Annotated in this window: 10 protein-coding genes; 7 read left to right on the top strand and 3 right to left on the bottom strand. The window is 50.9% G+C overall.

Annotated features, from left to right (window positions below; translation table 11 throughout):
• The 3 genes from BM185_RS04880 (at position 1) to BM185_RS04890 (ending at position 5,519) form a co-directional block, all read left to right on the top strand.
• Positions 1-1,158 (top strand): exonuclease SbcCD subunit D, encoded by a 1,158-nt coding sequence (locus BM185_RS04880; protein WP_091960178.1) that lies wholly within the window; start codon positions 1-3, stop codon positions 1,156-1,158.
• Complete coding sequence (locus BM185_RS04885; protein ID WP_091960180.1) at positions 1,155-4,211, top strand: AAA family ATPase; 3,057 nt, start codon at positions 1,155-1,157, stop codon at positions 4,209-4,211. Before BM185_RS04880 ends, BM185_RS04885 begins: the two co-directional genes overlap by 4 nt.
• Positions 4,212-4,376: 165 nt before the next feature.
• Positions 4,377-5,519 carry an EAL and HDOD domain-containing protein gene (locus BM185_RS04890; RefSeq protein WP_177203477.1) on the top strand — a complete coding sequence of 381 codons (1,143 nt, stop codon included), beginning with the start codon at positions 4,377-4,379 and terminating at the stop codon, positions 5,517-5,519.
• 6 nt (positions 5,520-5,525) lie between these two features.
• On the opposite strand, the gene BM185_RS04895 is transcribed toward BM185_RS04890, so the two are convergent.
• The 3 genes from BM185_RS04895 to BM185_RS04905 all read right to left on the bottom strand — a co-directional run bounded on the left by BM185_RS04895 (position 5,526) and on the right by BM185_RS04905 (position 9,903).
• Complete coding sequence (locus BM185_RS04895) at positions 5,526-6,293, bottom strand: 3'-5' exonuclease (RefSeq protein WP_091960185.1); 768 nt, start codon at positions 6,291-6,293, stop codon at positions 5,526-5,528.
• 10 nt (positions 6,294-6,303) lie between these two features.
• Complete coding sequence (locus BM185_RS04900) at positions 6,304-8,154, bottom strand: putative nucleotidyltransferase substrate binding domain-containing protein (RefSeq protein WP_091960188.1); 1,851 nt, start codon at positions 8,152-8,154, stop codon at positions 6,304-6,306.
• A gap of 93 nt (positions 8,155-8,247) precedes the next feature.
• A complete protein-coding gene (locus BM185_RS04905) occupies positions 8,248-9,903 on the bottom strand; it encodes a BCCT family transporter (protein WP_091960191.1) in 1,656 nt (551 codons plus the stop codon).
• A gap of 290 nt (positions 9,904-10,193) precedes the next feature.
• Here BM185_RS04905 and BM185_RS04910 point away from each other — a divergent pair, with 290 nt between their 5' ends.
• From BM185_RS04910 to BM185_RS04925, 4 genes are all read left to right on the top strand, one after another.
• Positions 10,194-10,496, top strand: a complete 303-nt coding sequence (locus BM185_RS04910; protein ID WP_091960194.1) for a DUF6482 family protein — start codon at positions 10,194-10,196, stop codon at positions 10,494-10,496.
• A 100-nt stretch (positions 10,497-10,596) separates the two neighbouring features.
• Positions 10,597-11,595 (top strand): ferrochelatase, encoded by a 999-nt coding sequence (hemH, locus tag BM185_RS04915; RefSeq protein ID WP_091960196.1) that lies wholly within the window; start codon positions 10,597-10,599, stop codon positions 11,593-11,595.
• 222 nt (positions 11,596-11,817) lie between these two features.
• Positions 11,818-14,211: a putative monovalent cation/H+ antiporter subunit A gene (locus BM185_RS04920; protein ID WP_091960198.1), complete on the top strand. Its 2,394-nt coding sequence runs from the start codon at positions 11,818-11,820 to the stop codon at positions 14,209-14,211.
• Positions 14,208-14,639 carry a Na+/H+ antiporter subunit B gene (locus BM185_RS04925; RefSeq protein WP_091960202.1) on the top strand — a complete coding sequence of 144 codons (432 nt, stop codon included), beginning with the start codon at positions 14,208-14,210 and terminating at the stop codon, positions 14,637-14,639. The genes BM185_RS04920 and BM185_RS04925 overlap by 4 nt, the downstream gene beginning before the upstream one ends.
• Positions 14,640-14,649 lie beyond the last annotated feature (10 nt).

The raw sequence follows: 14,649 nt of genomic DNA on the forward strand, positions 1-14,649 counted from the left end.
ATGAAGTTTATTCATACGTCTGATTGGCATTTGGGCCGCATTTTTCATCAAACGTCTTTGCTTGCCGACCAGCAGCATTTGCTGGATCAGGTTTTTAGCCACTTGCAGGAGCAAGAAGCAGATGCCTTGGTCATTGCCGGGGATATCTATGATCGCTCGGTTCCGCCTGCCAGTGCAGTAGAGGTGCTGGATGAGTTTTTGGATCGGGTGATTCAGGGTTTGAAGATTCCGGTGATTCTTATTTCTGGCAACCATGACAGTGCTGAGCGCCTGGGTTTTGGCTCGCGCCAGTTGCAGTCGGCAGGCCTGCATATTCTGGCGGACCTAAAAACTGTTGACCAGCCAGTGACCCTGGAAACAGATGGCGTTCAGGTTGATTTCTATGGCCTGCCCTATGCCGACCCCGCTCAAGTAAGAACGCTTTTTGCAGACCAGCTAGAGGACGGGCAGGTTCATTGCTTTAATTCAGCTCATCAATTTCTGGTTGAACAAGTCAAGCAGGCGGCGAAAACAGATCGCCCCAAGGTGCTGCTAAGCCATTGCTTTTTAGATGGTGCTGCCGAATCCGATTCGGAGCGACCTCTTTCCATCGGTGGGGCGGATCGGGTGGACTGGCAGCCGTTGGCGGATTTTGATTATGTGGCCCTGGGCCATTTGCACTCACCCCAGTACAAGGGCAAGCCGTTTATTCGCTACAGTGGCTCCTTGATGAAGTACAGCTTTTCCGAAGCGACCCAGAACAAATCCCTAACGCTGGTGGAAATCAATCAAGAAGGGCTGGTTGGCTTTGAACTCCTGCCCCTGAAGCCTCGCAAAGACCTGCGTATTCTGGAGGGTGATCTGAAAAGCCTCCTCGAACAGGGCGAAAGTGACCCTCATAACGAAGACTTTCTGCTGGTGCGCCTGACCGATTCAGAAGCTCTGCTGGAGCCCATGACTCAGCTGCGCCGAGTCTACCCCAATGTTCTGCACTTGGAAAAAACCGGCTTTACCAGCACCAGTGACTTGCAGCTGGCGCGCGAAAAACTCAAGCGCGGCGAGGTGGATATGTTCCAGGATTTTTTCCATCAGGTGCAGGGTGCGAAGCTTTCTGATGAGCAGCTACAAGTTGTTCGGGATGTGCTTGAAGAAATTCGTCAGGAGGAAGCTCAGGGATGAAACCACGTCAGTTAAGCCTACAAGCCTTCGGCCCCTTTGCCGGGTGTGAAGAACTGGATTTTACCCGCCTGGGTGAAAGCCCGCTGTTTTTGATCAATGGTCCCACCGGGGCAGGAAAAAGCACTCTTCTGGATGCCCTCTGCTTTGCACTTTATGGCCAGACGACGGGTAATGATCGCAGTGGTGCCCAGATGCGTTGTGACCGTGCTGAAGCCAAGAATCTGACCTGGGTTGAGCTGACTTTCAGTCTGGGGCAGCGCAGTTATCGCATTTATCGAGCTCCCGAACAGGAAAGGCCCAAGCAAAAAGGAGAAGGCTGGACAACCCAGGCTGCCCGAGTTGAGCTCTATCAACTGGATGCTCAGGAAGGCGAAAAACTGTTGGGCACTAAAGCAGGTGAAGTGATCAACCATATTCAGGAACTGCTGGGTTTGACTGTTGATCAATTTCGCCAGGTTATGGTGTTGCCCCAGGGTAAGTTTCGTGAGTTACTTCTGGCCAGTTCACGCGATCGCGAGGCCATTTTCAGCCAGTTGTTTCAAACCCAAATCTATAAACAATTGGAAGATAAGCTCAAAGCCAGAGCGGGCCAGATTCAGCGGGAGATGCAGGATCATAAGCTGCGGATCAGTGGGATTCTGGAAAGCTGTAAGCTGCACACGGAAGAGGAAGTCGCCCAGGAGCTACAAGAGCTAAAGCCCCGACACCAGCAGCTACTGGTTCAGAAAAAAGACGCTCAGGAAAAGCACCTACAGGCGGTCAAAGCCAGTAATTCAGCCCAGCAGTTGCAAGCCCAGTTTTTAACTCTGAACCAATTGAAGACGCAGTATCAGTCGCATCTCGACCAGCAGCCCGCTATTCAGGTTCAAGAGGAACAGCTGGCGCTGGATGCTAAGGCACGAAAAATCCAGCCGCAAAAAAATGAATTGGATCGTCTGGAAAAGCATCACCAGCAACTACAAAACCAGCTTCAGGTGTGCCAGCAAAAATACCAGCAGGCACTGGCCAACAAACAGCAGACTGAAAAGGCTCGCTTGTTGGCGGAAGAAGCCGATAGCAACCAGCGCCCTGGCCTGCTGCAAGGGCAGCATCGCTTACAGAGTTATCAGGAAAAAGTGGGGCAATTAGCCGAGCAAGAGCGGAAGGTTAACCTGGCTCAAAAGGAGGCAAAAAAGGCGAATGACACCCTCATTGACCTGCAAGCTCAAGAGCAGCAACTTAAAAAGCAGATTAAAGCTACTGAAGAAGAACTCAGCCAGCTAGCGCAACAGCAGCAGAATTTGGCCGAAGCGCCTCTGCAACGTGAGCGCTTAAGTCAGCAATTGCAAAGCCGCCAGCGTTTGGAGGAACTGCGCCTTGCGCAGCAAAAGCTAAGCGAAGATCAGCGCTCTGCACAGGAGCAAGAGCAGCTTGCCCAGCGCTTTTGGCAGGAGCAACAACAAAAAGCTCAAGAGACTGAATATCACTGGCATCTGGGGCAGGCGGCTGAACTGGCCCAGCAATTATTTCCCGGTCAACCTTGCCCGGTCTGTGGTAGCCAGGAACACCCAGCACCTGCTCAGCCGACCAACCCTCAAGGCTTGGTTAGTAAAGAGCAGCTGCAGACTGCTCGGCAGGAGGTGGAGAAGGCTGCCAAGCTGCTTCAGGATTGGACCGCCCACTGCCAAGGGCTGGATTACCAGTTGCAGGAAAATCATCGCCAGCAGCAGGAGCTCATTGCGGGTTTGCAGGAGTTGGCAGAGCAACCCCTGGCGATCCTGCAGGCAAGTTTTCAGCAGCTAGTGCAACAGGAGCAGCAGCTAAAAATTGCTCAGCAACGCCAGCAGCAACTGACAGAGCAGCAGCGCCAGTACCAGGAGCAATTCAATGAACTGGAACCCCAGCTACTGCAAGTACAAAATCGCTGGCAGCAGGCAAATGATGAGCTGGTCACCGAGCAAAGCCTCCTGAACCAATTAGAAAAGGAGCTGCCAGCCCAACTCCGTACTCGTCAAGCTTTAGCCCAGGCATTGGATAAACTCTCTCAGCAACTCCAGGCTCTGGAGCAGGCCAAAAGCCAAGCCCAGCAACAAGACCAGGAGCAAGACAAACAGCTGGCTGCTTGGGTTCAGCAAGAAAAAGACTTACAGGAACAGCTAAGTACTAGCCTTGAAGAGCAGAAGACAGCGGCACAAAACTGGGAGCAGGCACTAGAGGCGAGCGGCTTTAAGAATAGCGTCTCCTGGCAGGCAGTTCTGCTGGAAGATCAGCAGCTGGAAGTATTTAGCCAGCAGGTCAATGCCTGGAAGGATAAAAAACATCAACTGGAAGGTAAGCTGGATCAGTTGAAAGAAACGCTGGCTGAGCAAAAACACCCGGATCTGGAGTATTTCAAGCAGCAGGAAACTGCAGCCGAACAAGCACTCGAGGCGTTGCAAACGGAGTTTCAGCAGCTCGATCAGCGCTGGAATCAATTGCAAGAAACCGCTAAGCGCTTGGAAAAAGCGCATAGGGAAAACCAAACCTTGGAAGACCGCTACCGGATTTATGGAACCCTGGCTGATGTGGCCACTGGTGCCAGCGGCAGTAAAATCAGTTTCCAGCGCTTTGTTCTGGGCGTGCTCTTGGATGATGTGCTGGCCCTGGCTTCACGGCGACTCGATCATATGAGCCGAGGCCGCTATTCACTGGTGCGCTCCCAAGAAACGGGAGGTCGCGGAGCAGCAGGCCTGGATCTGCAGGTTCATGATGCCTACTCGGGCAGGCGTCGTGACGTAGCGACCCTATCCGGTGGCGAATCCTTCATGGCAGCCTTGTCTCTGGCGCTGGGTTTGTCAGAGGTGGTTCAGGCTTATGCCGGTGGGGTACGCTTGGAAACCCTGTTTATTGACGAAGGCTTTGGCAGCTTGGATACTGAGACACTTGACCTTGCAGTGGCTACCCTTATGGAGCTGCAAACAGGGGGGCGCATGATTGGCGTGATTTCCCATGTTAGCGAGCTAAAAGAACAGTTAAATCAGCGTATTGATGTACTAAGTGACGTGCAGGGCAGCCGTTTATGTCTGCAGGTTTAATGGAAATTAAATTTCCTGTTCATTGCTGTTTACCGGATGCTTAACTAACATGCCAATAGGTCAGTTCTTTCTACAGGATGGTGGACAATGGTTGAGACAGGTAATGAAACACCAGCAGATTACTGCATTGCTCTGCAGCCTATATGTAACCAAAAGATGCAGCACGTGGCTGATGAGCTACTCTATCGATCCAGCTATCATTCGAAAAGTTCCCACTTTAGTGACCCCATGCAGGCTACTGCCAGGGCACTTAATGCGGCGATTCATGAGATCGGCCTGGACCGTTTGATTGGTGACCGAACGCTATTTTTTAATGCGCCACGCGAATGGTTGCGCCGCCCTGAACTACTTCCTGAGCACAAGGATCAGTTGGTTATAGAAATCCAAAATGATGCTCGTGTTGATAGCAGTTTTTTGAGTGAAATTAAAGAAATTAAACAGCAGGGTTTTGCTATCGCCCTGGATCACTTTGAATTGAGCGATGCAACCCGCCCACTGCTGGAAGTGGCTGATATTATTAAAATAGACATGATTACCAATATTCCTGAACAGCTGGATTTGGAAGTTTTCAAGGAATATAAGGTGAAGCTGTTGGCTGAACGGGTGGAAGATCTGTTGACTTTTAATCGCTGTAAAGAGCTAGGTTTTCACTTCTTTCAGGGCTTTTTCTTTTCCAAGCCTGAATCTATTGTTGAAACAGGCCGCAAACGTGGTGGAAATCGCACTGCCGAAGTACGCATTCTGGCTGAGCTACAAAAAGAAGAGCCTGACTATGAACAGCTGGAAAGACTTCTGGCCCAGGACCCTCACCTCTGTGTGCTCTTGTTGCGTTATACCAACTCGGCAATGAACCGGGGCCGGGAAGAAATTACCTCGATTTCTCAGGCGTTAAAGCGCTTGGGGGTAGACCGGATGAGCAGCATCGTTACGACTCTGATGCTAGCCAGTAATGGCCCTTGCAGCCGCCTAGTGATGCTCTTAACCCTGACGCGGGCTTCCATGTGTGAAAATCTGGCCAAAGGCATGGAGTTGGACCCGCGCAGTGCTTTTATGGTGGGTATGCTATCCAAGGTTGATGTGCTGATGGGGGAGCGGCTTTCCACCTTGCTGGAAAAACTACCGCTGGATAAACAGTTGGTCGCCGCTCTAATGAAACGGGAAGGGCCCTATGGCAAACTACTGCGACTGGTTGAGGCTTTTGAGAAGGGTAGCCTGGCTAACAAGTCACCGAAACTGACCAAACGCCTCAATGATATTTATTTGTATAGCCGAACCTGGTCCAGTGAGCTGTTGGACCAGGCTGCTTGAAGTAAACTATTTCCAAAGGTCGTTGATCGGAGTTTCGGGTGTAAAGCGGTGAGCTACTTGCGCCTGCAGCAATTCACCCGTTGCCAAGGCATCGGTCAGGGCATCATGCGGCCGATACCAGGGCAGATGATAGCGGTTACGGCTATCGGCAAGACGAATGGACAGAGGTTGGCGTCCAAGAAAGCGTTGCCACCAGCTGAGTCTTTTTTGGCGATGCAGGCGTGCCTCCAATTCCATCGTATCAATCACTGGAAATTCAATCCCTTCACCCAGCCGTGCTTTCAGAGCTTCATTTAGAAAAGGCCTTTCAATACCACGGTGGTGCACAACCATCACATGGCCAGCAAAGGCCTGCAGCAATTCATCTATAACTTGACTGAGATCCGGTGCATGTTGAATTTCACTGTGGGTAATGCCGTGGATGACAACAGACTCCTGGCTAAGACCACTAAGGGGTTTGACGATCCAATGCTTGGCTGCATGGCAGCGTATGCGCTTAAGCGTCATCGGCACCAATCCGATACTGACAATGCTGTTTTTACGGGGGTTGAAGCCGGTGGTTTCAAAATCAACGGCGAGCAAAGGTGTTTCTGCCAAGGGCGTATCGCCAGCAACGACACCTGCATCATAGAAGGCTTGCAGGCGCTTGTCCTTGGCGTGTTGGTGCAGCACCTTAAATCGGCTCGGCCAGTCAGGAACCTCGGAATCGGCAGCCTGTAGCTGGGGTTCTTGTTTACCAGGCAAGCCGAGCTTTTCCTTGTCGAGATAAAACATGCCTGCCTCCCTAGAGGGGGTAACGGAATTTTAAGAACTTTTGCGCATTACTGAGGATTTGAAAGGCATCTTTCAGATTCTTGCGCTCAAAGTCAGACAGATTTTCTGGTGCAACATTGTTGTTAGGTTCCCGGCCCTCCTCAACAGCTAGGGCCTGGTGACGAATTCGAACCCGTGATATCAGCTCCAGGGCATCGCGTATATCCTGTCCGCGGCCACTGGGGAGAATATTGGCTGCAATAATGTCCTGAAGACGCTCAAAGGAGTTTCTCGACTTGGAGCCAACGGCCAGGGCGTGGACGCGAATCAGGTCGGCTACAGGTGCTGTCCCCCGCCGCTTCATGTTAATGGAGTTGTTGTGCTTACCATCCTTTTCCATCACAAAGTCTTTGAAAAAGCCCAAGGGGGGGGTGCGATTCAGAGCATTGCGCGCCATACATGCCAGGAAACGGGGGTTGCGCTGGGTATTGCGGTGAATGAGGTCGTTGAGTTTATCGGCCCATTCGACCTTGCCCCAAACACCATCCAGGTCGAAGAAAATTGAACTGTGCAGCAGGGCGGCCGGGTCGGGGTGGCCTATCCAGTCACTAAAGTATTTTTCCCATACCTTGAGTGGCTGGCGCCAGGTTTTATTGGTCGCCATGATATCGCCGGAGCAATAGGTATAACCGCAAGCAGCCAATCCGTTGCTGACAAATTCGGCGAGTTTGAAAAAATACTCATCATGCTCTTTGGGATCAAAGCGATTATCGAGAATCATCGCATTATCCTGATCGGTGACCAGGGTTTGCTCGTCTCTAGCCATAGAGCCCAAGGCCAAAAAGCAGTAAGGAACCGGAGGTGGCCCCAAAAGTTCCTCACCCAACTCAAGCAACCGCTGTTTGAAGCTGCGGCCGATGACTGCCATGGCACTACCAATCATATGCGAGTTAGCATCTTCATTGACCATGCGCACAAAGCTGGCTTTGACATCCTTGGCGAGGGTGCTGAGCTCTTCAATGTTGTGTTGGCGGAAAATACTGCTGACAACGAATAGGCTGTTTTGGGATTCATAGCGAATGATGTCAGCTAGAGCAACAACCCCCAGGGCCTTACCGTGTCGCATTACCGGTAAGTGATGGCGGTTATGCCTGAGCATTTCTAGCATAGCTTCAAAAACAAACTGGCGGGCATTGATGGTAATCAGGTTGACCGACATGATTTCCGAGACGGGCAGGTCATAACCCAGTCCGGCAGCAACCACCCGATTGCGCAGGTCCTTGTCAGTAATAATGCCTACGATGTCCTGGCTTTCAGTGTCAGTGATCAGTAGCGAGGAAACCTTTTCTTCACTCATGCGCTGGGCTGCTGCGCGTACACTAAGGGTACTTTCAATGGTAACAGGTTCGCGAGTTACCAGACGAATGACCCGCGAAGTCATTAATTGGTTAGCATCTTCCCGGCGGGAAACAGCCTGGCGCAGCCGGGTTCTATCTTCGACTTCAACGGCATCAGCAAAGAGCTCGTGGTTTTCAAAAAGCTCAGTAAAGACAGCTTCGGGAAGAAAATAAATCAGGCTGTCTTCAAGGGCGACAGCAGGAAAGCGAACCTTGCCATTTCTAAGCAGGCCAAACTCACCAAAAAAGCCACCTTCACTGAGTCGATTGTAAAGGTCACCATTGCGTCGGAAGACTTCAACAGCACCGCTGCGAACAACATGCAGGGCATCAATGCTTTGACCGAATTCCAGTATTTGTTCGCCTTCTTTGAAATAACCAACCTCCACATGACTGGCGGTTTTGGCAAGCACTTCTTCAGGTAGCTTACTAAAAGGAGGAAAACGTCGTAAAAAGTCCACTATTTCTAGATGTTCTGCTTCCATTACCACGCCTCCATAGTCATTGTTAAAAGAAAAGGCGGATACCTGAAAACAAGTATCCGCCTGGTCTTTCAGGTAACGCAAGTTACCGAGGGTTTACACCGCTTTGGGTTCTGAGGCCAGGCCCTTGACGAGTGCCACACAGGACACTAGCAGAACCAGGGTGAAGGGGAAGCCAGTGGATACTGCCATGGCTTGTAAGGCCACCAAACCGCCTCCCAGAATCAGGGCAATGGCAACCAGGCCTTCAAAAGTACACCAGAACACGCGCTGAGGAGTTGGGGCATTCACTTTGCCACCCGCTGAAATGGTGTCGATAACCAGTGACCCTGAGTCAGAGGAGGTAACAAAGAAGACAACCACCAGAATAATGGCAACAAAAGAAGTCACCTGAGCCCAGGGCAGTACATCCAGCATGGTGAAGAGCTGGAGGGGTAGGTCAGCACTGGCAACATCTTCAAAGCCGCCCAGATACTGGCTGATAGCTGTGCCACCAAAGACCGACATCCAAAGAACACAGGCCAAAGAAGGAATCAGTAGTACGGAAACGAGGAATTCACGTACGGTGCGACCCCGTGAAACCCTAGCAATAAACATGCCGACGAAAGGTGACCAGGAAATCCACCAAGCCCAATAGAAGGCGGTCCAGCCTTGGGAGAAGTTGGTATCTTCACGCCCGATGGGGTTAGCCAGAGCAGGCAGATGCTGGAAGTAAGCAGCCAGGTTAGCTGCAAAGCCCGTCATGATCGCCAGAGTAGGCCCAACAATGATAACGAAGAGCAGCAAAAGTGCGGCCAAGACCATATTGATTTGAGAAAGACGCTTGACCCCAGCTTCCAGGCCGGCCATGACTGAAACCAGTGCTATGAGGGTAATGCCGGCAACGAGAAGTACTTCCATCGTATTGCCTTCAGGCAAGCCAAACAGATAGTTCAGGCCAGCTGCTGCCTGGGAAGCACCGAGCCCCAGAGAGGTTGCCAAGCCAAATAGCGTTGCAAACACGGCCAGGATGTCAATGACATGCCCAGGCCAGCCCCAAACGCGCTCACCCAGCAGTGGGTAGAAAACAGAGCGTATGGTCAGGGGAAGACCTTTGTTAAACGAGAAAAGTGCCAGGCCCAAAGCAAGTACGGCATAGATAGCCCAGGGGTGCAGGGCCCAATGGTAAATGGTCGCGGCCATGCCCAGACGCTCGGCGGCCAAAGCATCGCCAGCAGCGCCACCTAAGGGTGCCCAGTCGGTTCTAACACCATTTTCCATGCTGGTGCCGCCATAGGCGGTGGTGAAGTGGGAGAGAGGCTCTGAAACACCAAAGAACATCAAGCCGATACCCATACCAGCCGCAAAGAGCATTGAGAACCAGCCTAGATAAGAGAAATCCGGCGTAGCTTCAGTGCCACCAAGGCGTACTTTCCCCAAAGGAGAAAAAATTAGAAACAAACAGAGAATAACAAAAATATTGGCCGCACTGATAAAGAACCAATCCAGGTTGGAAGTAAGCCAACCACGGAGGTCTCCAAAGAGAGGAGCTACCTGGTTTTGGAAAATCAGCGTCAGGAGAACGAAGACAATGACTGCCAGTCCTGAAATGGCAAATACCCGATTATGGATATCCAAACCAAAAGGGCCAACCTGAACAGCAATATTGTCCTGGCCGATTTGGTAGTCAGTGTCTATGGGGTTAACTTCACCATCAGGCACCATAGGATCCGTCGAATCCTGGGGTGACTGCTTATCTTTTTCATCAGTCATAGTGATGTTTCTCCCTAAGAAAAAAAGAGTGCTTTTGCGTCTTAATTTGCAGACAGATACAACTATAGTGCAATACTTATCCAGATAACAGGGCGGAATTTTAATTGAAATCTTAAGTAGATGTCATCACTTGGTCACAGCTGGAGACTAGTTTGTATGGTATAGAGCCGCTAAAAGGTGTAAAAAAACTGTATAAGTATGGGAACTTGTTGCAAGAAATTCTTACTAAACAGTAGGGCCTTAGTTCTCTATGGAAGCCTTTAACTTTGTATCTGTCCAAGGAGTTTGCTATGCAAGCAAAAGATCTGAAACAACTCATGAAACTAAGAGATGATGTCGAGTTGCGCATTATCAGCCATGCCGCTAGTCGTTTTTACCTGATCCAAATTCGCTGGGGCGAAGATATGGACCTGCTGAAAGGCTGGCGTGGTCAGCCAAAAGTCTATCGCAGTCTGGATCAGGCCACGGGCGAGCTTAAACGTTTTGGCGTTGAAAAAGCCGTTTTGATCAGCCAGGTAGCGCATGATGAGGTTCTAGGGCGTGAGCCGCGTTACTCTGATCCTTTAACGGCTGCCATTCCTCTGAGCCTGTAAAAAAAACCTTGGCAACCAACTTCGGGTTGTGACCTCACCCTGTCGAGGTTAGTATTGTACGTAACTTGTACGCTACTAATTTGTGATAGGGAGTTACTGAGTGTCCACTAGCACCCCACCGCCTTTTGCTGTCCTCTTGGTTAATCTGGGAACACCTGATGAACCAACACCTGCAGCGGTCAGAAAATACCTTGCTGAGTTTCTTTGGGACCAGCGGGTTGTTGATGTTTCGCGGCCCCTCTGGTGGCTGATCCTCAATGGCATTATTCTGAGATTTCGCCCACGCCGAGTTGCTGAAAACTATAAAAGCGTCTGGACTGACCAGGGTTCGCCCTTGTTAGCGATAGGCCGTCAGCAGCAACAGGCGCTGAAAGAGCGTTTGCAGCAATGCATGGGCGAGGAAATTCCTGTCTTCCTGGGAATGACCTATGGTTCCCCTTCGATGGAAGAAATTGGTCGAGAAATGCGTGCTTCCGGCGCTGAACGTCTTTTGGTGCTGCCTTTATATCCCCAGTACTCAGCAACCACTACGGCTGCTGTATTTGACCGTCTTGCTAAAAGCCTTAAATCCTGTCCCCATTTGCCTGAATTACGCTTTGTACGTGATTATCATCAGCATCCTGCTTACATCCGGGCTCTGGCTGCTTCCGTTCGTGAAGCTTGGAAAAAGCAGGGCTGGGAACCAGAAAAACTGCTGATGTCCTTTCACGGTATTCCGCAAAGATATACCGAGCAAGGCGATCCCTATGCGCGCCACTGCCAAACGACAGCGCTTCTCCTAGCCCGTGAGCTGGGTTTGGGTGAAGATCAGTGGATGCTGACTTATCAGTCCCGCTTCGGCCGTGAGCCTTGGCTGCAGCCTTATACCGACTACACCTTGGCGGAGTTGGGTAAAAAAGAGACTCGGGGCGTTAGTGTGATCTGTCCTGGATTTAGCGCTGACTGTCTGGAAACTCTGGAAGAGATTGAAGAAGAAAATCGGGAGATTTATGAACAGGCAGGTGGAAAAGATTTCAGCTATATTCCAGCCTTGAATGCTTCACCTGACCATATACAACTTTTGTATGAGCTGGTTAATCAACATACTCAGGGTTGGTAAGAGGAAAGGGGAAGGCAGCTAGGGCAATTTGTCGCATTTTTGAAAACTTTTCTTCTTATTTAATCAACAAGGATTCCTACCCAGGTAGGCATTGCAGTTTTGCTTGTCGATCAAATCTGAGTGTATTAGTCTGATTTGTCTGTTCAGCCAATGGGCAGGCAGGACTTGCTTAAAATTTCGACCCATGAGTCAGTCATTGCATTCATAAGGGAACCTCAAACTATGCAGTTTGCAGTGCTATCAGGCTTCCTTCTGGCAGCCCTAACACCGTTTCTGAATAACCTTTTCCGCCAGCGTCTGGGGTTGGTGTTGGCACTTCTGCCCGCCGCCTTGGCAGTCTGGTTTGCCAGTTTTATTCCCGACATCATGGCCGGAGAGGTAATCGTTCAGGAAATGGCCTGGATTCCAGGTCTGGATATTTCTTTGACCATGATGCTCGACGGGCTTTCGTTGCTGTTTGCCCTGTTGATCAGCGTCATAGGTACTTTTGTATTCCTTTATGCCAGTGGCTACCTGGCGGGTCATCAGGACTTGGCACGCTTTTATGTCGTACTCCTGTCCTTCATGGCATCCATGCTGGGCTTGGTTCTGGCAGACAGCCTGATCACCTTGTTTGTGTTCTGGGAGTTGACCAGTATCACCTCCTACATGTTGATTGGTTTTAACCATAAGGATCCCGAAGCCCGCAAAGCGGCTCTTCAGGGTTTGATCGTTACTGTTGGCGGTGGCCTAGCCCTGCTGGCAGGTATGGTGATGCTTGCCAATGCAGCGGGTAGCTACTCCTTGCAGGAAATATTGACTCAAGGTGAGGTCATTGCTAATAACCCGCTCTACCTGCCTATGCTGCTTTGCCTTTTGGGTGGTGCTTTTACTAAATCAGCACAGTTTCCTTTCCATTTCTGGTTGCCCAATGCAATGGCTGCACCAACTCCGGTCAGCTCCTATCTGCACTCGGCAACCATGGTTAAGGCGGGTATTTACCTCTTGGCCCGTTTGCACCCCTCTGTTGGTGGCACCGAGACCTGGCAAATTCTTTTACCCTTGTTCGGTGCGACCACCATGTTTGTGGGTGCCTTCCTGGCCGTGAGAAGCACCGGTGTTAAGAAGCTACTGGCTTACTCCACCGTGATGGCTTTGGGTACCCTGACGATGCTGCTGGGGATAGGCACGGAAACAGCTATGATCGCCTTTGCAGCCTTCCTACTCGGCCATTCTTTGTATAAAGGCGCTTTGTTTATGGTGGCTGGTGCTCTGGATCACTCCACGGGAACCAAGGATGTCACCAAAATGGGTGGCTTACGTAAGGTCATGCCAGTGACGGCACTGGCAGCTTTGGTTGCCGGTATGTCTCTGGCAGGCTTGCCACCTTTGTTTGGTTTTGTAGCCAAGGAATTGATGTTTGAAGCCGCACTGGGTGGTTCCGTATTACTGACCTACACCCTGGTGCTGGCTCTGACCTCTGCAGCTTTTGTCATTGCAGTCGCTGCAATTATTGCTTTCAAACCCTTTTATGGAGCCTTGAAAGAAACACCCAAAAAGCCTCATGAAGCGGGATGGGCAATGCTGGCAGGGCCGGTGGTTTTGGCCGCCATCTCTCTGGCATTTGGTATTTTACCAGGTATGGCCGGAAACCTGTTGGTTGAAGCTGCGGCCAGTTCAGTGGCTGGGCGGCCGCTGGACGTACACCTGTATCTCTGGCATGGCATTAATGCTCCCCTGCTGATGTCTCTGGCCAGCTTGGCCCTAGGCGCTCTGATCTTCTGGCGTTGGGATGCTTTCCGCAAGCGCTTGGAAGTTTTGAACCCTTTGATTGCCCGTGGGCCGGAAGCAGGCTACTTCAAGATGATGGACTTTCTGGTTTGGTCAGCTGAAGGCCAAACCCGCCTGCTGCAGAATGGCTCCATGCGTAATTACCTGAGTGTGATCCTGGTCACTCTGGTCGGTCTGGTTGGCTATACGCTCTTCTACCGCTACCAGCTGCACTGGAACTGGGATGTCAGCTTCCAGATTCATGAGCTGATCGTTGTCGGTCTTCTGGTAGGCGCAACAGCTGTTGTTTGCACCACCCGTTCTCGCCTGGGTGCAGTTGCTTCCATGGGCGTGTTTGGGTTTGCTGTAGCACTGATTTTCATCCTCTTCAGTGCACCTGATTTGGGTATTACTCAGGTTTTGGTTGAAACCCTGACGGTGATCCTCTTGGTGTTGGTGCTGTTTAAACTGCCCAGTTTTGTCAGTCTTTCAACGCCTGCCCAGCGTGCACGCGATGTGGTGGTTGCCCTGCTGACAGGTGGCTTGATGACCTTGTTGATGATGGTTGCCATTGATGTGCAAATCTTCCCCAGCATTTCCAGTTACATGATTGAGCAAAGTCAGCCGCTGGCTTATGGACGCAATATCGTTAATGTGATTCTGGTGGACTTCAGGGCCTTGGATACCCTGGGTGAAATCTTCGTCTTGGCTTTGGCAGCAATAGGTGTCTATGCAATGTTGAAACTTCACCCTGAAACAGATCCAGGTTCCAATGAGCTGGCAGGTAGCCTGGTACTGCCTCCACTGGAAACCGATAAAGCCATTAAGCCGCAGACAAAACAGCAAGATGGAGGTTCTGCATCATGATGAAACCGGGAACCTTGATACTCTATGCGGCTGCCCGTTTCCTGCTGCCACTACAGTTGATTTTTTCAATGTTCTTGCTGCTACGCGGGCATGATGAGCCAGGTGGTGGATTTATCGCCGGCCTGGTGGCTGCTGCTGCTTTTTCACTTTACCTGTTCGCCTTTGGCTCTGAAGTCACGCGTGATCTGATGCGCATCGATCCACGCACCCTAGTGGGTATAGGACTCTTGTTTGGCGTAGCTTCGGCCTTTCCTGCACTGCTGCATGGACAGCCTTTTCTGACGGCCCAGTGGTGGCCTTTGGAATTGCCAGGAGGTGCTGAATTGAAACTTTCAACACCTTTGATTTTTGATATCGGTGTTTACTTGGCCGTTATAGGTACAGTGGTGACCTTTGTAATGGCTTTAGCTGAATCCGAAGAAATTTAAGGAGTCGAGC

Source organism: Marinospirillum celere (assembly GCF_900112235.1).
Classification (GTDB): domain Bacteria; phylum Pseudomonadota; class Gammaproteobacteria; order Pseudomonadales; family Halomonadaceae; genus Marinospirillum; species Marinospirillum celere.